The sequence below is a fragment of the Clostridium ljungdahlii DSM 13528 genome (assembly GCF_000143685.1).
Classification (GTDB): Bacteria; Bacillota; Clostridia; order Clostridiales; family Clostridiaceae; genus Clostridium_B; species Clostridium_B ljungdahlii.
Genome location: NC_014328.1, coordinates 3,867,493 through 3,888,992, shown reverse-complemented (window position 1 = coordinate 3,888,992; position 21,500 = coordinate 3,867,493). Strand labels below are relative to the sequence as shown.

At 29.2% G+C, this 21,500-nt stretch carries 22 protein-coding genes; 16 read left to right on the top strand and 6 right to left on the bottom strand.

Annotation, left to right across the window (positions count from 1 at the left end):
• Positions 1–219: 219 nt before the first annotated feature.
• From CLJU_RS17565 to CLJU_RS17530, 8 genes are all read left to right on the top strand, one after another.
• Positions 220–999, top strand: coding sequence for a hypothetical protein (locus tag CLJU_RS17565; RefSeq protein WP_013240191.1), 780 nt, complete (start codon positions 220–222; stop codon positions 997–999).
• A gap of 61 nt (positions 1,000–1,060) precedes the next feature.
• The gene (locus CLJU_RS17560) at positions 1,061–1,846 is read left to right on the top strand and encodes a sugar phosphate isomerase/epimerase family protein (protein WP_013240190.1); all 786 of its coding nucleotides are present in this window, start codon (positions 1,061–1,063) and stop codon (positions 1,844–1,846) included.
• A gap of 306 nt (positions 1,847–2,152) precedes the next feature.
• Complete coding sequence (gene tig, locus CLJU_RS17555; RefSeq protein WP_013240189.1) at positions 2,153–3,445, top strand: trigger factor; 1,293 nt, start codon at positions 2,153–2,155, stop codon at positions 3,443–3,445.
• A gap of 144 nt (positions 3,446–3,589) precedes the next feature.
• A complete protein-coding gene (clpP, locus tag CLJU_RS17550; RefSeq protein ID WP_013240188.1) occupies positions 3,590–4,174 on the top strand; it encodes an ATP-dependent Clp endopeptidase proteolytic subunit ClpP in 585 nt (194 codons plus the stop codon).
• A gap of 19 nt (positions 4,175–4,193) precedes the next feature.
• Positions 4,194–5,483, top strand: a complete 1,290-nt coding sequence (gene clpX / locus CLJU_RS17545) for an ATP-dependent Clp protease ATP-binding subunit ClpX (RefSeq protein WP_013240187.1) — start codon at positions 4,194–4,196, stop codon at positions 5,481–5,483.
• 105 nt (positions 5,484–5,588) lie between these two features.
• Positions 5,589–7,913: an endopeptidase La gene (gene lon / locus CLJU_RS17540; protein WP_013240186.1), complete on the top strand. Its 2,325-nt coding sequence runs from the start codon at positions 5,589–5,591 to the stop codon at positions 7,911–7,913.
• Positions 7,914–7,927: 14 nt separating this feature from the next.
• Positions 7,928–8,518: a ribosome biogenesis GTP-binding protein YihA/YsxC gene (gene yihA, locus CLJU_RS17535; RefSeq protein WP_013240185.1), complete on the top strand. Its 591-nt coding sequence runs from the start codon at positions 7,928–7,930 to the stop codon at positions 8,516–8,518.
• 77 nt (positions 8,519–8,595) lie between these two features.
• Positions 8,596–9,297 (top strand): CPBP family intramembrane glutamic endopeptidase, encoded by a 702-nt coding sequence (locus CLJU_RS17530; protein WP_013240184.1) that lies wholly within the window; start codon positions 8,596–8,598, stop codon positions 9,295–9,297.
• A 90-nt stretch (positions 9,298–9,387) separates the two neighbouring features.
• Here CLJU_RS17530 and CLJU_RS17525 read toward each other — a convergent pair whose 3' ends face one another.
• On the bottom strand, positions 9,388–9,765 hold the full coding sequence (locus CLJU_RS17525; RefSeq protein ID WP_242825687.1) for a hypothetical protein: 378 nt from the start codon (positions 9,763–9,765) through the stop codon (positions 9,388–9,390).
• Positions 9,766–9,997: 232 nt separating this feature from the next.
• Between CLJU_RS17525 and CLJU_RS17520 the strand changes: the two genes are divergently transcribed.
• Positions 9,998–10,951, top strand: a complete 954-nt coding sequence (locus tag CLJU_RS17520) for a helix-turn-helix transcriptional regulator (protein ID WP_013240182.1) — start codon at positions 9,998–10,000, stop codon at positions 10,949–10,951.
• A gap of 150 nt (positions 10,952–11,101) precedes the next feature.
• Here the strand turns inward: CLJU_RS17520 and CLJU_RS17515 are convergent, their stop codons facing one another.
• Positions 11,102–12,043, bottom strand: a complete 942-nt coding sequence (locus tag CLJU_RS17515; RefSeq protein ID WP_013240181.1) for an FG-GAP repeat domain-containing protein — start codon at positions 12,041–12,043, stop codon at positions 11,102–11,104.
• Between the two features lie 111 nt (positions 12,044–12,154).
• Between CLJU_RS17515 and CLJU_RS17510 the strand changes: the two genes are divergently transcribed.
• Positions 12,155–13,381 carry an ABC transporter substrate-binding protein gene (locus CLJU_RS17510; RefSeq protein ID WP_013240180.1) on the top strand — a complete coding sequence of 409 codons (1,227 nt, stop codon included), beginning with the start codon at positions 12,155–12,157 and terminating at the stop codon, positions 13,379–13,381.
• Between the two features lie 60 nt (positions 13,382–13,441).
• On the opposite strand, the gene perR is transcribed toward CLJU_RS17510, so the two are convergent.
• Positions 13,442–13,864 (bottom strand): transcriptional regulator PerR, encoded by a 423-nt coding sequence (gene perR, locus CLJU_RS17505; protein WP_013240179.1) that lies wholly within the window; start codon positions 13,862–13,864, stop codon positions 13,442–13,444.
• A gap of 428 nt (positions 13,865–14,292) precedes the next feature.
• Here perR and cobC point away from each other — a divergent pair, with 428 nt between their 5' ends.
• The 6 genes from cobC to CLJU_RS17475 all read left to right on the top strand — a co-directional run bounded on the left by cobC (position 14,293) and on the right by CLJU_RS17475 (position 18,128).
• Positions 14,293–14,886, top strand: coding sequence for an alpha-ribazole phosphatase (gene cobC, locus CLJU_RS17500; protein WP_013240178.1), 594 nt, complete (start codon positions 14,293–14,295; stop codon positions 14,884–14,886).
• Positions 14,887–14,941: 55 nt separating this feature from the next.
• Complete coding sequence (gene cobS, locus CLJU_RS17495) at positions 14,942–15,700, top strand: adenosylcobinamide-GDP ribazoletransferase (protein WP_013240177.1); 759 nt, start codon at positions 14,942–14,944, stop codon at positions 15,698–15,700.
• 33 nt (positions 15,701–15,733) lie between these two features.
• Positions 15,734–16,282 (top strand): bifunctional adenosylcobinamide kinase/adenosylcobinamide-phosphate guanylyltransferase, encoded by a 549-nt coding sequence (cobU, locus tag CLJU_RS17490; RefSeq protein ID WP_013240176.1) that lies wholly within the window; start codon positions 15,734–15,736, stop codon positions 16,280–16,282.
• 29 nt (positions 16,283–16,311) lie between these two features.
• Positions 16,312–17,358 carry an FAD:protein FMN transferase gene (locus tag CLJU_RS17485; protein ID WP_013240175.1) on the top strand — a complete coding sequence of 349 codons (1,047 nt, stop codon included), beginning with the start codon at positions 16,312–16,314 and terminating at the stop codon, positions 17,356–17,358.
• Positions 17,359–17,651: 293 nt separating this feature from the next.
• A complete protein-coding gene (locus tag CLJU_RS17480; RefSeq protein ID WP_013240174.1) occupies positions 17,652–17,846 on the top strand; it encodes a DUF1858 domain-containing protein in 195 nt (64 codons plus the stop codon).
• A gap of 81 nt (positions 17,847–17,927) precedes the next feature.
• The gene (locus tag CLJU_RS17475; RefSeq protein ID WP_013240173.1) at positions 17,928–18,128 is read left to right on the top strand and encodes a DUF1858 domain-containing protein; all 201 of its coding nucleotides are present in this window, start codon (positions 17,928–17,930) and stop codon (positions 18,126–18,128) included.
• 34 nt (positions 18,129–18,162) lie between these two features.
• On the opposite strand, the gene CLJU_RS17470 is transcribed toward CLJU_RS17475, so the two are convergent.
• The 3 genes from CLJU_RS17470 to CLJU_RS17460 all read right to left on the bottom strand — a co-directional run bounded on the left by CLJU_RS17470 (position 18,163) and on the right by CLJU_RS17460 (position 21,407).
• Positions 18,163–19,071, bottom strand: a complete 909-nt coding sequence (locus CLJU_RS17470) for a cation diffusion facilitator family transporter (RefSeq protein ID WP_013240172.1) — start codon at positions 19,069–19,071, stop codon at positions 18,163–18,165.
• Positions 19,072–19,813: 742 nt separating this feature from the next.
• On the bottom strand, positions 19,814–20,458 hold the full coding sequence (locus CLJU_RS17465) for an undecaprenyl diphosphate synthase family protein (protein ID WP_013240171.1): 645 nt from the start codon (positions 20,456–20,458) through the stop codon (positions 19,814–19,816).
• Between the two features lie 100 nt (positions 20,459–20,558).
• Entirely contained in the window at positions 20,559–21,407 is an 849-nt protein-coding gene (locus CLJU_RS17460; protein WP_013240170.1) for a YitT family protein, read from the bottom strand.
• Between the last annotated feature and the right edge of the window lie 93 nt (positions 21,408–21,500).

Here is a 21,500-nt window from a genome sequence, read left to right as displayed (position 1 = left end):
AAATTATTACTATTTATAAGATTTTTGAGGTATAATAAGTAATGAATTCCTACAATATTATTTATTATATACATGAAAAATTAATAGTGATTTTTTATTGTGTATAATTTTATATAATGGATAATCCTTTGGGAATATTAATCAGGGAATCACCACTTTCTATAATGGGTGATTTAACTTCCCATAGTTATTAATACTAAGTATAGGAGGAGTTTTTTAGTGGGTAAACCAAGTATTTTTAGCAAAGAATATGAAAAGAAAATGCAGCGGCATAAGAGAAATAAAGTTATACTTATTGTAGTATGTTTGATGGCAGCAGTGTTAGTTGTAGTTTACATAAGGGGAGCATTTAGAGATGTAGTAAAGGAAACAAGTAAAGTAAAGAATAATATTGTTTCTGAAAACAAACAGACAAAAAATAATACGGATAGTCAAAAATCATCTCAACCAAATACTCAAACTAAGTCTAAGGATGCAGCAAGTCAGAATTCATATAAAATAAAATTGAGTAGTGGAAAAGATGTAAGTTTAATATATCAAGGTAAGGGTAATGATAAAGTATTTAAGGCAGATAGCAGCGGTACATATGATGTAAGCCCATCAGGTAAGAATGCACTTTTGTTTGATGATAAGTCTCAGAGTATATTGTTAGTGGATGCAAGTGGAAATAAGCAGGATATAACAAATCCACAGTATGTATCTACTACAGGAACTGTAATAGCAAAAGATTCTCAATTAACTAATAATCCAGGATATGTATGGTGTTCTTCACCTAAATTTATAGATGACAATAATATTGCATATGTAAGTCAACTCCCATGGATTGGAAAAACTACAAAATACGTGTGGATAGAAAGCTTGCAGAATAAAAATCATGTTATGGTTCAGAATATAGAAGGTGAAGATATAAAGTTTCAGGGAATAAATGAAAAGGGACTTACGGCCATTGTAGATGGTAAAACTGTTTATTTAACGGCATCAGGTTCCGTTACCCAGTAGAAGGTGCATCCTTCTACTGGTTATTTTTGCAATGGAGTCATATGATAAATTTGGAGGAATTATGGATATAGGATTGTCATCAGCTAGCTTTTACCCAAATGTAAATACGGAAAATAGTATAGCTTTGATGAAAAATTTAGGATTTAATTTAGGAGAAGTATTTTTAAATAGTATCAGTGAATATAGTGAAAATTTTGGAGACATACTTTTAGAGCAAAAATTAAAGAACAATTTTATTATAAATTCTGTTCATGCTTTTTCTTCTTCTTTTGAACCTAATTTATTTGATGAATATAAGAGGAGAAGAAATGATGCATTTTTACAGTTTAAACAAGTATGTAAACTAGCCAGAAAAGTTGGAGCTAAGTGCTATACGTTTCACGGAATGAAACATAAAAAACTCTATAATGTAATTAACTATGATCTGGTTTTTGATGTTTATGATAAATTATTATATACAGCAGGAGAAGAAGGCATAAAGTTGTGCCAGGAAAATGTATTTTGGTGTATGTCAGGAAATATTGATTTTTTATATACACTTAGAGAAAAATATGAGGATTCCCTATACTTTACACTGGATATAAAGCAAGCCTATAGAGCAGGAAGGTTACCTGAAGAATATATAGATATTATGTCAGGAGCTATAGAAAATTTACATATAAACGATAGAAATTCAATAAGTTCATGTTTGCTTCCAGGTAAAGGTGATATAAATTATAAGAAGTTATTTTGTAAGCTGCGGGAAGCAAATTATAATAAGGTTGGTATAATTGAAGTGTATAGTGACAATTATAAAAACTATGATGATTTAAAAGAATCTAAAGATTATATTGAAAAGTGTTTGTAAAAATTAAAAAAAACTATAAACTTTGAGATTTTTGGTATATAATTATAATACCAATTTTAATTCCCAATAATAAGAAATATATAGAGTAAAACTATGAATTTAACTTTTACAATATAATTATTGTATATATACTAAAATATTAGTTGAATTTTACGGTGCAATTATATAAAATATCACTATTGAGTTTTACAATTTAGGCAGTAAAGAAAGGCAATGCTCACATCATATAGGAATGTTTATAAATATATGGTATAATAGCATAGTTGATATAAGCATGTATAGTAATTAGTAGGAGGAATTTTATAAATGAATGTTAAGAAGGAAAAGATAGAAGAAAATGTTGTAAAATTAGAAATAACTGTAGAAGCAGAAAAGTTTAATGAATCTATGAAAAAAGCATTTGCTAAAAATGCAAAGAAGTTCAATATACCTGGCTTTAGAAAAGGTAAAGCCCCTATGAATATAATAAAGAAATACTATGGTGAAGGCGTATTTTATGAAGATGCAATAAATTTCTGCTGTGATGATACATATCCACAAGCCATTAAGGAAAATGATATAAAGCCAGTAGATTATCCTGAAATTGATATAGTACAAATAGGAGAAGGAAAGGAATTCATATATACTGCAAAAGTAGTTGTACTTCCTGAAGTTAAACTTGGAGAGTATAAAGGCTTAGAAGTTAAGAAAAATACATATGAAGTAAAAGACGAAGAAGTAGAAGCAGAATTAAAGACAATGCAGCAAAAGAATGCTAGAATAGAAACCAAAGAAAGTGGAAGTATAGAAAAGGGAAATATAGCAGTAATAGATTTTAATGGATTTGTAGATGACAAAGAGTTTGAAGGTGGAGCAGGAAAAGATTATCAGTTAGAAATCGGATCCGGTACTTTCATAGATAATTTTGAAGATCAGCTAATTGGACTTAATGCTGGTGATTCAAAGGATGTTCATGTTACATTCCCTAAAGAATATGGAAGAGAAGAGCTAAATGGTAAAGAAGCTGTATTTAAAGTTACTGTTAAAGAAATAAAGATTAAGGAACTACCTGAATTAGATGATGAATTTGCTAAAGATATATCAGAATTTGATACTTTAGATAAAGTTAAAGAAGATATAAAGAATAAGAAAAAAGAAGCAAATGAACTTAGGACTAAAAGAGAATTTGAAGAAGCAGTTTTAGATAAAGTTTGCTCAAATGCAGAAATTAACATACCAGAAGTTATGATAAAAAAAGAAATAGATACTATGCTTAAAGATTTAGAATTGAGATTAAAATATCAGGGATTAGATCTTAAGACATATTATCAATATACAAATAATACTGAAGAAAAAGTAAGAGAATATATGAAAGAATCAGCAGAAAAAAGAGTAAGAACAGATTTAGTAATTGGTGAAATAGCAAAAGTAGAAAAGATAGAAGCAACTGATGATGAACTTATGGAAAGAGCAAAAGAAATGGCTGCACAATATGGTAATAAAGAAGCAGAAAAAACTGCAAAAATAATTTTTAATAATCAAAAATCATATTTAGAGACAGATGTGGTTAATGAAAAAGTTGTAAAAATGTTAGTAGATAGTAGTAAAGCAACAGCATAGATTATATTTAAATTAATTGCCAGGAGCTTTTCTGGCAATTAATTTAAAATAAAAAAGTTCAAAGGTTCATCCTTATAGATTGATATAAATTAATTTTAATATATATTAATTGCCTTAAATGGTTATATAAGAGGAGGAGAGTTTATGAGTTTAGTACCAGTAGTTGTAGAACAAACAAGTAGAGGGGAAAGGTCTTACGATATTTATTCTAGGCTTTTAAAAGATAGAATAGTAATGCTGAGTGAAGAGGTTAATGATGTTTCTGCTAGTCTGGTAGTAGCACAGCTGTTATTCCTAGAAGCTGAAGACCCTGACAAAGATATATATCTTTATATAAACAGTCCAGGTGGATCAATAACCTCAGGAATGGCAATTTATGATACAATGCAGTATATAAAGTCAGATGTGTCCACTATATGTATAGGCATGGGAGCTTCTATGGGAGCATTTTTGCTTACAGCTGGTGCAAAGGGAAAGAGATTTGCACTTCCAAACGCAGAGATAATGATACATCAACCACTTGGAGGATTCCAAGGTCAGGCAACTGATATTGGAATTCATGCAAAAAGAATATTAGACATAAAGAAAAAGTTAAATACTATAATAAGTGAAAGAACAGGGCAGCCCCTTGAAAAAGTTGAAAAAGACACTGAGAGAGATAACTTTATGACAGCAGAAGAAGCAAAAGAATACGGATTGATAGATGAAGTTATTACCAAAAAGAAATAACCTTTAGTGAGGTGTGGAAATGGCCAAAAATGATGATAAAAAACAACTTAAATGCTCATTCTGCGGTAAAACACAAGATCAAGTTAGAAGATTAATTGCAGGACCAGGCGTATATATATGTGATGAATGTATAGAATTATGTTCTGAAATAATAAGTGATGAATTTGAAGAAGATGTTCAAATAGATATGACTTCTATACCTAAACCTGTAGAAATAAAAAATTATCTTGATCAATATGTAATAGGTCAGGAAGATGCAAAAAAATCACTGTCTGTAGCAGTGTATAATCATTATAAGAGAATAAATTCGAATAATCAAAATGATGATGTAGAACTCCAAAAAAGTAATATATTATTACTTGGTCCTACAGGATCAGGAAAAACATTGTTAGCTCAAACTTTAGCAAAATTTTTAAATGTACCTTTTGCTATTGCAGATGCTACTACTTTAACGGAAGCTGGCTATGTAGGTGAAGATGTAGAAAATATATTGTTAAAGCTTATACAAAATGCAGACTACGATATAGAAAGAGCTGAACATGGAATAGTATATATAGATGAGATAGATAAAATAGCAAGAAAATCAGAAAACCCATCTATAACTAGAGATGTTTCAGGAGAAGGCGTACAGCAGGCGCTGTTAAAGATATTAGAAGGTACAGTAGCTTCAGTGCCACCTCAGGGTGGTAGAAAACATCCGCATCAAGAGTTTATTCAAATAAATACTACAAATATATTATTTATATGCGGTGGAGCTTTTGATGGCATAGACAATATAATAGAACGTAGAACTAGAGTAAGTACTTTAGGCTTTGGTGCAGAAATACAATCTAAAAAGGAAAAAGACATAGGAAAACTCTTAAAAGATATAATGCCTGGAGATCTTCTAAAGTTTGGACTTATACCAGAATTTGTAGGTAGAATTCCTATTATAGTAACTTTAGAGGCATTAGATAGGAGTGCTCTTGTAAGAATATTAAAAGAACCTAAAAATGCACTGATTAAACAGTATAAAAAACTCTTTGAATTTGATGATGTAGAACTTGAATTTAAAGAAGATGCACTGGAAGCTATATCAGATGAAGCGTTAAAGAGAAATACAGGAGCTAGAGGCCTTAGAGCTATTATAGAGGAAACTATGAAGGATGTAATGTTTGATATACCTTCAAAAGAGGAAATAGCTAAAGTAATAATTGATAAGAATGCAGTGGATACAAAGAAGCCAGAACTTATAGAGGCAGAGGATGGAAAGAGGACACCTATCAAATTAAAAAAATCAAGAACACGAAAGGGCCCTGAAACTGCATAGGTTATTAAAAAGAGAGTACTGGTTTCGGTACTCTCTTTTAAGCAATAGTTAAGTATATAAAATGCTGATATATGAATTTAAACTATTTAAAGTGAGGAGAGAAAGATGGATAAAAACTTAAAAGTTCTTCCTCTAATTCCATTGAGGGGTATTACTGTATTTCCATACATGGTTTTACATTTTGATGTAGGTAGGAAAAAATCCATACTTGCACTAGAAGAAGCTATGCTTGTAGATCAAAAAATATTTTTAACCGCTCAAAAAGAAGCTAAAATTGAAGAACCAGAAGAAGAAGATATTTTTGAAACAGGTACTATTTGTAATATAAAACAAATATTGAAATTGCCGGGAGACACAGTTAGAGTACTTGTAGAAGGTGAAACAAGGGCAGTATTAAAAGAGTGTATAAGTAAAGATCCCTTTTTTAAAGTAGAAGTGGAGATTTTGGAAGACGGAGAAGAGTGTAGCGACAATAAAAATTGTGAAGCTCTAGCCCGTACTATTAAAGATAAATTCGATGAATACATAAAATTGTCTGGAAACATACCAGTAGAAACAATAATAACATTAGATGAATTAAATAATTGTGGAAGATTAGCTGATACTGTAAGTTCATATTTAATGCTAAAGCAAGAAAAAAGACAGGAAATCCTGGAATGTTATGACATAGAAGAAAGACTTAAAAAGCTTTTAAGTGTACTTGTAAATGAAATAGAAATTTTAAAGTTAGAAAGAAAAATAGGAGTAAAAGTAAAAAATAAGATAGATAAAGTTCAAAAAGAATATTATTTAAAGGAACAACTAAAGGCAATACAAGAAGAACTTGGGGAAGATGACGAAGATAAAAAAGAAATGAAAAGGTATAAAAACAAAATAAGTAAAGCAAAGCTTCCTAAAGATGTTAAAGATAAGGCACTGTATGAATTAGATAGATTAAAAAATACAGGAACCTATTCTGCAGAAGGGGGGGTAATAAGAACTTATTTGGATTGGATACTTGATTTACCTTGGAATGCCCAAACTAAAGATAATTTAGAGATAAAGTCTGTTAGAGAAATACTTGAAAAAGAGCATTATGGACTAAAAGATGTTAAAGATAGAATAATTGAATATCTTGCAGCTAAAAAAATGAGTAAATCACTTAAAGGTCCAATACTGTGCCTTGTAGGACCTCCTGGAGTTGGAAAAACTTCTATTGCAAAGTCTATAGCTCATGCTTTAAATAGAAATTTTGTAAGGATGTCCCTTGGAGGAGTAAGGGATGAAGCTGAGATAAGAGGACATAGGAAGACCTATGTAGGGGCTATTCCAGGAAGGATAATATATGGAATGAAACAAGCCAAATCTAAAAATCCACTATTTTTATTAGATGAAATAGATAAGATGAGTGGTGACTTTAGAGGAGATCCTGCAGATGCTCTTTTAGAAGTATTGGATAGTGAGCAAAACAGCACATTTAGAGATCATTACCTTGAGTTAGATTTTGATTTGTCAAATGTAATGTTTATAACTACAGCAAATACCCTTGAAACTGTCCCAAGACCACTTTTTGATAGAATGGAAGTAATAGAGGTATCTGGGTATACTAGTGAAGAAAAACTTCATATATGTAAAGAACATCTTATACCTAAAGAGTTAGAACAAAATGGGGTAGGGGATAATAAAATTATTTTTTCGGATTCAGCTATATACAAGTTAATAGACAGTTACACTAGAGAATCAGGAGTTAGGAGTCTTGAGAGGAGAGTTGCATCCATTATAAGAAAAGCAATAGCAGAAATTATGGAAAAGGGCAGGAAAAATATAAATGTTACTGTAACTAAAGTAAAATCTTACCTTGGACCTGAAATATTTACTTATGATAAGGTAGATAAGGAAGATAAAGTGGGAGTAGTTACGGGAATGGCATGGACAGGATACGGAGGGGATACTCTTCCTGTAGAAGTAAGCGTAATGCCTGGAAATGGTAAGTTGCAATTAACAGGCCAACTTGGTGATGTGATGAAGGAATCAGCTAAAACAGGATATAGTTATATAAGGGCTAATTCCCATAAATATGGAATAGAAAGTGGATTTTATAAAAACTATGATGTGCACATACATGTTCCAGAAGGTGCAGTACCAAAAGATGGACCTTCTGCAGGAGTCACTATGGTTACTGCAATGATATCTGCACTTAACAAAAATAAAGTAAAACACAATGTAGCTATGACTGGGGAGATAACATTAACGGGAAGGGTTCTTCCTATAGGCGGATTAAAAGAAAAGAGTCTTGCAGCGTATAGGGCAGGTATAGATACGGTTATAATACCTATGGAAAATGAAAAAGATCTTTTGAAAATTCCAAAGACAGTTAAAAGCAAATTGAAATATATACTTGCAGATAATATAGATACTGTACTTGAAAATGCAATCTTAAGAGATAATTAAGCGGGGTATTATTTATGGAAATAAAACAGTCAGAATTTATAATTTCAGCAGTAAGTCCTAGGCAATATCCTGTGGATAACAGAGTAGAAGTAGCTTTTGTAGGTAGATCTAATGTAGGAAAGTCTTCACTCATAAATACCTTAACAAATAGAAAAAAGCTAGTTAAGGTCAGTGCTACGCCTGGAAAGACCAGGCAAATAAATTTTTTCTTAATAAATAATGACTTTTATCTTGTAGATTTACCTGGATATGGTTATGCAAAAGTTTCCAAGAAAGAAAAGGAAAGTTGGGGAAACATAATAGAAAAGTATTTAAATGCTAGACAGCAATTAAAAAAGATAGTGCTTATTTTAGATTGCAGGCATAAACCAACAGCTGATGACATAACTATGTATAAGTGGATTAAGCACTACAACTATGATATTGCTATTGTAGCTACTAAAATTGATAAAGTGTCTAAGAACCAACTGTCTAAGAATTTAAAAGTTATAAGAGATACTTTAAAAATGAGTGGGGAAGATGAGATTTTAACTTTTTCTGCATTAAATAAGCAAGGAAAAGAGAAAATTTTAGAAGTTTTGGAATCTACAATAAATTCCTATTAAAGGGTAAAATATTAGTGCAGGATTCATAGAATAAATTTAAGTTAAGGCAAGCAAATAATAGCAAGGAGAAATTAGCCATGTTTAAATTGGATATTATAAAGGATGTCCTTGTATTTTCAATTGTATATGTACCACCATTTTTAGTGTTTTCAAAGTTTTGGAGAGATAAAAAGAAGAGTAATTTACTATTAGTGTTAATTGGAATAGCTTATATGATTACTTGCATATTTACGGAAAATTTTATACCTTTTATATTTGTGCTTTTAAATATAAGATATTTAAGACATAGGGATGGACCATATGAATTTGATATAAGAAGATTTAAATTTTTTAAAGCTTTAGCAGCAGTGGTGGTATTTTATTTGATAACAATAGGTATATCTATAACTGAAACTATTATACTTTCTAATTTTAGAGTTGAATTAAAACAGCAGGATATAGTTACACATATGGCTAATATGTCTTTAAATAAATTTTTGATAATGATACCTGTAGTCATAATATTTGCACCTATACTTGAGGAATTTGTATTTAGATGGCTTTTATTTAAAAAAATATTTACTAAGAGAATGGGAGTATATCTGGCTGCAATTTTGAGTAGCTTAATATTTGCAGTAATTCATTTTAGTTTAAATGCATTCCCTATAATATTATGGATTGGTATTTATAATTGCTATTTAATAAATAAAAAGGGATACTGGTATGCAGTCTTCAATCATTGTGCATTTAATTCAGTAACAGTGGCAGCACTTTTACTGCAAAAACTTAATATGATGTAATAATATAAAAAGGGAGTGTTCAAAACAATTTAAAAAATTGCTATTGTAACACTCCCTTTTGAAGGAGATAATTAAAAAAATGTAATTTAATTATTTATTATTATTATTGGAATTCATAAAACTATTTAATATTTTAGCTGCGTCTGGAGAATTTTGAAGTTGTCTTAATGCATCTAATATCTCACCTTTTCCACTGCTATTGTCTTCCGTCTGAGACAATTTTCTTTCCAATTCTGCAAGCTGAGAGTTTATATTGGACTGATTAAACTCAGGCACATTATTTTTCTTGGAAATATCCCCTAAATTTAGATTGCTCAACATTGCACCCAATTGGTCATTGGAAGAGTTTCTGGAGTTACCACCTAGGGCAGATATTATTGAGACAAGTTGAGTTATATCTATATTATTTAGAAGATCACCTAAATTGAAACCAGTATTGTAATTTTTGCGATGGTGTTTTGACATCATATTCACCCCTCATTTTTAAGTAAACAGATTTGTATTTATTTAAATTAAACATAATTAATTTATAATATATATTATTCATAGGTAAAAAATTTGATACTAAAATTAAAGCTTATACCTAAAATTCTAAATTAAACTAGAACAGGTTTAATTTAGAATAAAGTTTTACTAAAAAGTTTATAAAAAGTAACGATATAAATTATTATAAACACTAAATATATTGGGGGTAAGGACTATGTCTAAAATTTCTAATTTATTAGAAATTATAATAATGCTGCAATATAAAGGTTTAACTACTGCATCAGAATTATCTGAAATTTTGGAAGTGGATAAAAAAACTATATATAGATATATAAGAAATTTGAACGAAGCAAGTGTACCTATATATACAAAAAAAGGAAGAAATGGTGGATTTTATATAGACCAAAATTTTTATATAAAACCTTCCAACTTAAGTGAAAATGAACTGGAAGCTCTTCTTATGGCGGAGGAAATACTTACATCAAAAAATGGTTTTGTGTATGAAAAGGATTTAAAAAATGCGATTTTTAAAGTAAAAAGCGTAAATGTAAATAAAAATGAGGATTTAAGTAAAATAAATGACAATAAGAATTTTTCAATAAATTATGTAGGAAATATGGAAAATCTAGAAGATAAGATATCTAAGATAAATTATTCTATGAGCAGGGGAAGAAGTTTAAGCATAAATTATTTTTCAGTAAATAAAAATAATTTAACTATGAGAAAAATAGATCCCTACGATTTGATATTTAAAGAAGGAGATTGGTATATAATAGGCTATTGTCATATGAAAGGTGATATACGCAGCTTTAAGCTAAATAGAGTAAAAAATTTGAAAATTAGTAAAGATATATATATGAGACCTCATACATTTTCACTAAAAGAATATTTGGACAAGAACTGGGGTATATTTATGGGTGATAAAATAAAGGTAGTAATAAAGTTTAGTGAGAAGGAAGCTGCTTTTATAAAAGATACTACATGGCATATACATCAGCATATAGACCAGCTTGAAGGTGGAAAGATACTTTTTACTATATACTTAAATGAATTGGAAGACATTAAAAAATGGGTACTGAGCTTTGGAAAAGATGCGGAAATAATTGAACCTATAGAGCTTAGAAAAGATATAAAGAGAGAATTAGAGGAATTGTATAAAATATATTAAAAATTTTAATTTTTATGAATAATTTGTTTGGAATGGGACATTATAATAAATGTAATTAGGAGATTTAAATCTCCTAGCATCAAGTAATAAAAATGTTATTTGATGTAATAACCCCCCATCCCCCTTGGGACCGCGAGAACGGTCCCTTTTTTATTTAGCTTTATACATAGATGCAATTTTAAAATGATATTTTTTTTCACTACTTTTATCTGGTATGAGAGCTAAGTTTAGAGTATAATTTTTTACTATGTTGGTATCTGTGTTAGAAATGGCTTTAAAGTTTAATGTCCAGGATAACTCAGAAGTATTTCCATTTGTATCACATTTAGTTTCCATGAACAGTGCATCCTGAAATACATAGGAGTTGTTTTCACCGGACATGTTACCTATTAGAGACATATTTTCACTGGATATGCTAGAATAAAATATATCTTTAGGTTTGTAGGATTCACTTTGAGGAAGTCCTTGAATTAATTTAATAAATGCACATATAGTATCCTTTCCCATAAAAGTACTGTCACTCTCATAATTGTAATTTTTAAATTTATAGTTTAAAAAAATGTAATTTGAAAGTGTCATGCTGTCTCCTTGGAGTTTACCAGATATTACTTTTGGTGTCTTGTTGTTTTTACAGTCTATAAATCCCAATATGTTGTTATAATTTGAAAATATATTATCAAATTTGTTATTATTGAATGTAAAAACACGTTGAACTGGTTTATTTGCAATGGAACCTTGTACAAATATTTCAGGAATCTTATTTCTGGATACATCCATAAGAATTACTCTAATGGGCCAATAAGGAGAATAACTTTCGATTGTAGGGGAATTTCTATCTGTTTGAAAATTAAAGGACTTATCTCCAATCATTACTTTCATTGAATACTTATTTTCATTACGCACAATAGATAATATATCATCTTTTCCATCACCATTAAAATCTGCTTTTATTTTTTTATTATTTGAAATAGTGTTAAATGAAGGAGAAGAGCTTCTGGATACTATAAAAATTATGACTGCTGATATAAATATCAATAGTAATATAAAAAAGTAGATATATTTTTTCTTTAGAAATATTATCCTAAATTTCATAAATTTCACCTCCACTTAATTATATGAATGTATTATATATTTAATTATTATGTACAAAATAAATTTATAGAAAAGGGGCTTAAATTATATTTAAAGGAGATGATAGAATTTATGCTCAAAAATAAGACAATTACATTTTTATTAATGATAATATTGTTATTTAATTTATCTGCATGTGGGAAAAATACAGAAACACTCAAAAAAAATAGACAGATAAATGTATATGTAGGTGTAAAGGATAAAGAATCTTTAAATATAATAAAATTTTTAACAGATGAATATAAAAAGAAAAATCCTAAAGTAAAGGTAAACATAAATAATGCGATAGGAGAAAAAGTGGATGAAAATGTAAGTGAATCTAGTGATATAGATATCGTAATTGCTTCAAGAAATGACATGCTAAAGTTAGTTAGAAAAGGACTTTTAGCGGATATGGGAAATACGTATGAACAAAATAAATTAACTGATAAATATTATACTTCAGTAAAATCTTATGGTAGGTTTAATGATAGATATTATGGAATTGCTGTAATGCCTTATACTATAGAGATACTCTGCAATAAAAGTGCCTTCGATAAGTTAGGCCTAAAAATACCAAATAATATAGATGAATTTAATGCTTCTTTGAAGACAATGAACTCTACATCAATGAGAGTACCTGTAGTTCTTAATGAAGGAATGGATATTAATAATACTTTATTTTCTATTATATCAAGCAATACAATTACTATGAAGAAACTTGAAAATATATATGATAGCGGACCTTCTGCATACAAAAAGTTAACTGAGGTTCAAAAAAGTTTCGATTTGTTAAATGATCTTGTAAAAAATGGATCTATAAACAAGGATACTTTTGAAATAGGAAATGAATCAAGTTTAAAAAAGTTTGATAAAGGAGACATTCCAGTAATAATAGCATCTTCATATTATGTGAATAATTTAAAAAGCAAAAATATAAAATGCTTTGAGTACTATAGCCCAAATTCTAAAAGTCAGTTAAAAGTTCCAATTATGGCAGATGCTATAATGAGTGTTCTTATAAGTAGTAAGAACACAGAAGAGACAAACGAATTTATAAAGTTTGCATTTGGAAAAGATGCTCAAAAGAAGTTAAGTGACAAAGGTTTTGTAACAGGATTTAAAAGCTCAGACATTTCAAAAGATGGTATAAAAAAGTGTGTAATAACTCATTTGGAAAACAGCACGGAAGACAATATAGCATTTATATATAATGTACCAGAAAGCTTTAAAAATAATATATCAAGCAAGGTTGACAGTATACTTTCTGGAAAATACACTAAAAATGAATGGAATGAAGTAGTAGATGAGTCATCTTAAAAATAGGCAGTTATCTTAATTATAAAAGATAACTGCCTTAGATTTTGCTCCCCACAAGCATTATTCTTTAGAATTTTTTTGGCAGTCTTTACATATGCCGTAAAAATAAACCTGATTACTTAATACTTCGTAGTCAACACAATCTTTAATTTTATCATTTAAATTAGAAAAACAAATTCCTTCTACGTCATCTACTTTCTCACAAACTATACACTGTATATGAGAATGAGGATGAACATTTCCATCATATCTAAAGTTGCCTTCTCCTATATTGATTTCCTGTACTAAATTTACATCAACTAAAGTTTTTAGAGCCTTATAAACAGTTGCTAGGCTCATAGTAGGATATTCTAGCTGAAGGGCTTTATATATGGTTTCAGCCGAAGGATGCTTCTTGGTAGATTGTAAATATTTATATACAGCAATACGCTGTGGGGTAAGTTTTAGCTTTTTTTCTCTAAAAATAGAAGTTAAATTATCCATATGCACCATCCTTATTTTATAATCAATTCTACTATATAATAAAAATTATTAGTTGTCAAAATTAAATTTGTGGTAATTATTATAATAAATGTTATATACTTATATTGATTAAGATAACATATATATAGTTGTTAATAAATATACAATACATAACTGAAACAAAATGATCATAAATTAATAAAAGGTTATAAAATATATATTTATTATTATAAAAAGCTTGATTATTAAGAAAATTGTGGTATTATTAACTTGTAAAAGTTAATAAATTAACATACTTTATACCTATTTCTCATTTAAAATAAGAGCGGAAATTTTCACTCTTATTTTTTTACATTTATCCTTAGAATTTGTATATTTTATTCAAATATTATATAATAACTAAGGTAAGTTAGCACGCAATGCTGGCTTTATGCAGGAGGGTAAAACTCATGAATATTTATTTTGTAAGACATGGACAAACAAATGAAAATAATAATAAATATTATTACGGAAGGCTTGACGTATCTTTAAATGAAAAGGGTTTAAGTCAAGCAGAACAGACAAAAAAGCTTTTAAGTAATATAGAATTTGATGATATTTATGTAAGTGACAGAAAACGGGCATCTCAGACAGCTAAGATAATTTTAGGAAGTAATTCTAAGGAGATTATTACAGATGAAAGATTAAATGAGATGAATCTTGGAAAGTTTGAAGGTAAAAATTACAAAGAAATAATGAAACTTTACCCTGAAGAATGGAAAAAGTGGAGTGACGATTGGAAAAGTGTGTCACCACCTGAAGGAGAAAGTTATGTTGAATTTTATTCTAGAGTAAAAAGCTTTATGGATGATATTTTAAAGTTAAACAAAGACAACGTTTTAGTAGTTACTCACAGCGGTGTTATAAGATCAGTTTATTGTTATGTTTTAAATGGTATACTTGATTTTTTCTGGAAATTTTCTTCAAAGAATGGAGATATTACTCTAGTTAAGTATGAATATAGTAATTTATTTATAGATAGTATCACCCATGTTAATACATAATATTGATTACAATTTTATTCAAATATACTATAGATTATACTAGGGGGTAATTACTTTGAAGAATCTAATAAATGATTTCTTTTTAATGGTTCAATTTATGACTAGAATTCCAATTAATAAAAGCTTCTCTTGTGAACAAGAAAATTTTAGGAGAGGCACTGTCTTTATGCCAGTTATAGGACTATTGGTAGGGGGAATTCAATGGATAGTGTACAAACTATGTATAATGGTGCTTCCTGTAAATGTAAGTGTAGCTATAATACTTTTACTCGGTATCATAATTACAGGTGCACTGCATTTAGATGGACTAGGAGATATGAGTGATGGTTTTTTTGCCTTTAAAGGTAATGACAAAATTATAGAGATAATGAAAGATAGCAGAATAGGAACTTATGCGTGTGCTACTATAGTTATGGATATAATATTAAAATACAGTCTTCTTTGTTCTATAGTGCCTAGGTTTTCTTTTATAATAATAGCTGCACCTGTTATAGGTAGATTTTCAATAGTATTTATAGCTTTTATAGGTAGAACGGCTAAGAAAACAGGAACAGGAAACTTCTTTATAGGAAATATAGGAAAGTTACAGATGTTTCTAGCACTTGTTGTAACTATTGCCATTTTACTTTGCGGTATGAATCCAAAATATGCTGCTATAATGATACCTGCTGCTTTGATTATGGCACTTTTAATAAATGTATTTTGTAACAAAAAAATTGGAGGCCTTACAGGAGACTTATTTGGGGCAGATAATGAGATGGTAGAAATACTTACTATGATAATAGCTGCTGTTATACTTACTAAGCTATTATAAACAGAGTTATTGGCATGATATGGAGGATAAAATATGGGAAAGATAACTTTAATAACAGGAGGCAGTAGAAGTGGAAAAAGTACATTTGCAGAGAAAATTCTTGAAAATGAAGATGACGTACTTTATATAGCAACTGCTGTAGTTACCGACAGTGAAATGGAAAAGAGAATTGAGAAGCATAAACTGAGAAGAAATCAGAAATGGGAAACTTATGAAGGTTTTACTAAGTTAGACAAGGCTATAGAAAAATCCAGCAGTAAATACATAATGTTAGAATGTATAGGAACTATGGTAACTAATATAATTTTTCAAAAAAACTATGACTTTGACAATATTACATCTGATGACATAGAAAAATTAGAAAAGGATATAATTAAGGAAGTAGATAATATAATATCTTCTGTAAAACATAGTGACAAGCATATTTTAATTGTTACTAATGAAGTAGGATATAGTGTAGTGTCTGAGTATAAGCTAAGCAGAGTATTTGTAGATATTTTAGGAAGGGTTAATCAGTTTATAGCTCGCTTTAGTGATGAAGTATATATGGTAGCTTGTGGTTTGCCTATAAAGCTAAAGTAAATTATTTTTTATTAGAAAGGTTAAATGATATGAAACATAATAGAAAACTAAATATATTTTTGATTATCATAATTATAGTTTCTATAATTCCTTTAACTTCTTGTATAAAAGACAATGTGCAGCCTATTTCAAAAACTGAATATATGCTTGGTACTATATGTACTATAACGGTATATGACAATAAGCCTGAATCAGTTATAGATAAAGCGTTTGCCAGAATTAAAGAAATTGAAAATAAGATGAGTGTAAATAAACCTGGCACAGAATTGGATGCAGTGGCAGATGCTGCAGGTAAGAATTTTGTCAAAGTATCCAAGGATACATTTTATGTTTTAAAAAAGGGAAAATACTATTCAGAACAGTCATCAGGGGCTTTTGACATAACAGTTGGGCCTTTAGTTAAACTATGGGGAATAGGAACAGATAACGCTAGACTTCCTTCTCAAAGCGAAATAGATGAAAAGAAATCACTTATCAATTATAAAGATCTATTATTAGATGAAAAGGATAGTAAGGTAATGCTAAAAAGACAGGGTATGTCTTTGGACTTAGGTGGAATTGCAAAGGGATATTCTGCAGATGAGGCTGCAAGAATACTAAAGGAAAATGGGGTTAAACACGCCATTGTAAACTTGGGAGGAAATATTTTAGCTATAAATACTAATACTAACGGAAAACCATGGAACATAGGAGTACAAGATCCTTTTAAAACAAGAGGAGATCCTGCTGGAGGGTTAAATGTTACAAATAAAACTGTAGTAACTTCAGGCATATATGAAAGGTATTTCGAAAAAAATGGGAAAAAATATCACCATATATTAAATCCCTTTACAGGATATCCTATGGATAATAATTTAGCTAGCGTTACCTTAGTCACAGATGTTTCCATAGATGCTGATGCCATGACTAAAAATATATTTTATCTAGGAGTGGATAAGGGAATGGACTATGTAAACAAAAAAAATGGATTACAGGCTATATTTATTACAAAGGATAAAAAAGTTTATGTCACAGATGGATTAAAAGGTAATTTTCAAATTACTAATTCGAGTTTTAAGCTTATGGATAAAAAGTAACTTTATACATGAATGGCATGAAAAGGGTAGAAGTAGAATATATAATTGCTGCACATTATAATATGCAACTATTTGCAAGATGATAAATAATAAATAGCAAGGAATTATATATAAAACTTGATATATGACAAGTTTAGTAGTATTATGATGGTGACAATGTCTATTAGGTAATAATGTACTTAAATAATGAGTACAGGCTTGAATTTTATATTTATAAAGATTTGAGTATAAGGTAGTTCACTGTATAAAATATATTTAATGTAATTATAATAATGTAGGTGGAGGTATTTAATATGTCTGAAATAACTAAGAATATGACTATAGCTGAAATTATTAAAATGAATCCCAAAAATGCAGAAAGATTGATGACTTTTGGAATGGAATGTGTGACCTGTGGTGAATCTCAAGGAGAGACATTAGAAGAAGCTGCAAATGTACATGGATTAAATGCAGATAATTTAGTAAGGGCATTAAATGCACTATCTTAGAATTGGAATTTGTTAATAAAAAGTATATTAAAAAATTAAATGAATATATAAATTAAAAAGTGAAAAGTGAGGTTGAAAATTATGGCAAAGATATCTAAAGATACAACTATAGGTGAAATAGTAAAAATGAAGCCAGCATATGCTGAAACATTAATGAATTTTGGAATGGGATGCATAGGCTGTCCTGCATCTTTAGCAGAAACAGTTGAAGAAGCTGCTGCAGTACATGGCATTGATGTTAACAGTTTAGTTAAAGCTTTAAATGAAGTAGAAGATAAATAATAAAAAACATTAAAATAGATAGGATGATAAAATCCTATCTATTTTTGCATTTTGTTGTATCAGCAAGTCTACAGCTAGTACATTTATCATCGCAGGATTCTAGATGAATCATTACTTCCGTATTTTGAAGTGAGTGACTCATTTCGTTTTCTATGTCATCACACAATTTATGAGCATCTTTTATATGCATATCTTCAGGAAACACTAAATGAACATCCACATATCTTTTATTTCCAGATTTTCTTGTTCTAAGTTTGTGAAAGTTGCAGTAACCGGAACTGTATTTAGATATACAATCTTTTACAATACTGATTTCCTTATCAGATAATTTTACATCTACTAATGGATTAAAGGCTTTTTTTAGCAGACATAAGGCTTCCTTTAAAATAAATAAAGCTACAATTAATGCTATTACAGGATCTAGAAAATGCAGTTTTGTAATCCATATTAGAAAAAGCCCTACGCCAACTCCAAGGGAAGTATATACATCTGTTTTAAGATGAAGAGCATCTGCTTCTAAAGCAATAGAGTCATTTTTTTTAGCTACTTTATATAATCTTTTGGATACTAAAAAGTTTATTGCAGCAGAAAAAAACATAACAAAGAATCCTAGACTGGATGAGGATACTTCTCCTCCGCTTACTATCTTTTTTATAGCTTCTACTATTATCCATATGGATGCAGCAAATATAAGCAGTGCTTCAATTACACCGGATACATTTTCGAATTTACCGTGCCCGTAAGGATGCTCTGCATCTGCAGGCTTGGATGATATTTTAACAGAAAAAAACGATATTATAGCTGCAATTAAATCCATAGTTGAATGTATGGCTTCTGACAGGATACTAACTGATCCTGTAATTATCCCAACTATTAATTTCATAGTTATTAAACATGCATTAGAAATTATAGAAAGTCTTGCTGTCTTTACTTTTTCATCCATTTAAAAAACATCTCCCCTAAAATTTAGCAGTTATCAAATGATAAGAACTAATACCTATTATAATAGGACAAAAATCATTATAAGTCAATAGAAGACTACTTCGATATGTATTCTCAATTGATAAAGAAAATTGACTTCAATATAACCTAAATAATAGGGAAATAAACACACAATTTATTATATGTAAATTAAACAAATATGATTATAGGTATTCTAAGCAAAAAATCAACCTTATACTCCGGATATTTTTACAACCTTCAGCTCATTAAATATTTTGATAAGCCTAAGAAAAAAATTCTAAAAAACCTAAGAACTTTTGAAAACTCGTACCTCAAACAATTAAAAAGTTTTAAGTTTTTACGAATTTTTTTCTAAGACTTATATACAAAATATTTAAAAGAGCTTCACTATTGTAAAAATATGCCTGTGTATAAGTTGATTTTTGAGTTAGAGTACCCATATAAATCTATATAGGGCTTCTAATTGAAATTTAAACTTATACATAAAGTGTAATGACAAAATTGAAAGCACCTTTAAAAACTTTTTCATAAGTCTTAGCAAGGCATTTTAGAAAATCTTAGGAGATTAGATATGTTTAAGGTACGAGTTTATCTAAGGTTCTTAGATTTTCAAAATGCCAAGCTTTAGACTTGTCAAAAGCTTTTATGGTGCTAAAATTTGTCATTATATGCTTTGTATAAGGTAACTTCAATCTAGAAACTCTATATTTAAATTAAGAAAGTTATCCGCCTAAAGTTATATCCTGATCGTTATACCATTTTAGAGCATGTATTAAATGTTCCATTTTAAAATCAGGCCAATAGTCATCTATTATGTAAAAATCTGAATATACAGATTGAACTGGTAAAAATCCGCTGAGCCTTCTTCTACCACCCCATCTTATTATTAAATCTACTCTTGATATATCATGGGAATTTAGACTGGATATAATGGAATGTCTATTTGTAGTTGATAAATTTTTAGTTTTACCTAAATCCCATTCCCACCCGTAATTTACTAAAAAATTAACTTTTATTCCCCCTTTACCGAAATCTTTTCTAACCATATAAGGGAGAAGTTCTTTTGGAAACATAGGAGATTCAGAGTTTCCAACTACTAAAAGAGAAGCATTTTCTTTTGAAAGTATTTTTACAGCTTCTATACAAGCTTTGGTGAAGGCTTTAGCTTGAATTGATGGTCTTTTAGTATTATCTGTAGTGAATCCATAATAGGTTAATTCATTTATTCCTAATTTTTCACATAATTTAAATAATTCTATTCCAGGTTTTAGACCAAAACTATATCCTTTTTCTTTGCTTAACCCTCTTTTAACTGCCCAGCGCCTGTTTCCATCTGGAATTATACCTATGTGATTTGGCAGTGCCATTTTTACATCCTCCTCTAGTTTAAGTACTAATTTAAATTATTACCAAGAGTTGGATTATTATTCTACAATGAAAATTGAATATAAAAAACTAGACAGTTTTTTATATTATACGAGTAAATCCTTCTCCTAGTACTTCATTTACATCATTTACAGTAATAAAGGCCTTGTCATCTAAAACTTTTATATAATTTTTTAACTTTAAAAACTGTTTTCTGTCCAAAATGGTGGTTATAACTTCTTTATTGCTATTTTTATAGGCTCCTTTGGCGTAATAGATAGTCGCACTTCTAGATAGTTCATTTACAATATATTTTTTTATATTTTCACCATTGTTACTTATTATAGCAACTTGCTTATAGGAGTTCAAACTTAATATAACTTTATCAATTATAGTAGAGTTCAATATTACTCCAAGAATTGCATACATTCCTTTGCTTACTCCAAGTATTAGGGTTGCTGCTATAGTTATTGCGATGTCTGCCATTAGAACAGATTTGCCTATGCTTATTTGAGTGTATTTGTTTATTATTTTTGCAATTATATCTGTCCCACCAGTAGAGGCGTTTAAGTTAAATACAATTCCCATACCTAATCCACATATGAGTATGCCTAATATAAGTTGAATTAAAGTATCATTGCTGAAAGGCTTTATATTGGGATATATTTTTCCCATTAAAAGTACAAGAGCGGATATAGAAAAACTACAAAATATGGTCTTACCACCAAACACAGGTCCTATTACAATTATACCAATGGTAAAAAGTATAACTTCCATGCCCATCATTAAAAGGCCTATTGGAATATTTGGAAATATACTGTTTATAATTATAGCGATACCGCTTGTTCCTCCAGCTGCTATATGATTTGGAGCTAGAAAAAAATAAGTGCCAAAAGCTACGAAAAGTGAACCTACTAGTATAAGAAAAATATCTTTCAAATTTATTTTCATAAGTCAAAGCCTCCTATATATAATTTCTATTTAATTTCGTAGTTTATTCATCAAAAAAAGCACATAAAATCCAAGTAAGAAATTCTTAGATTT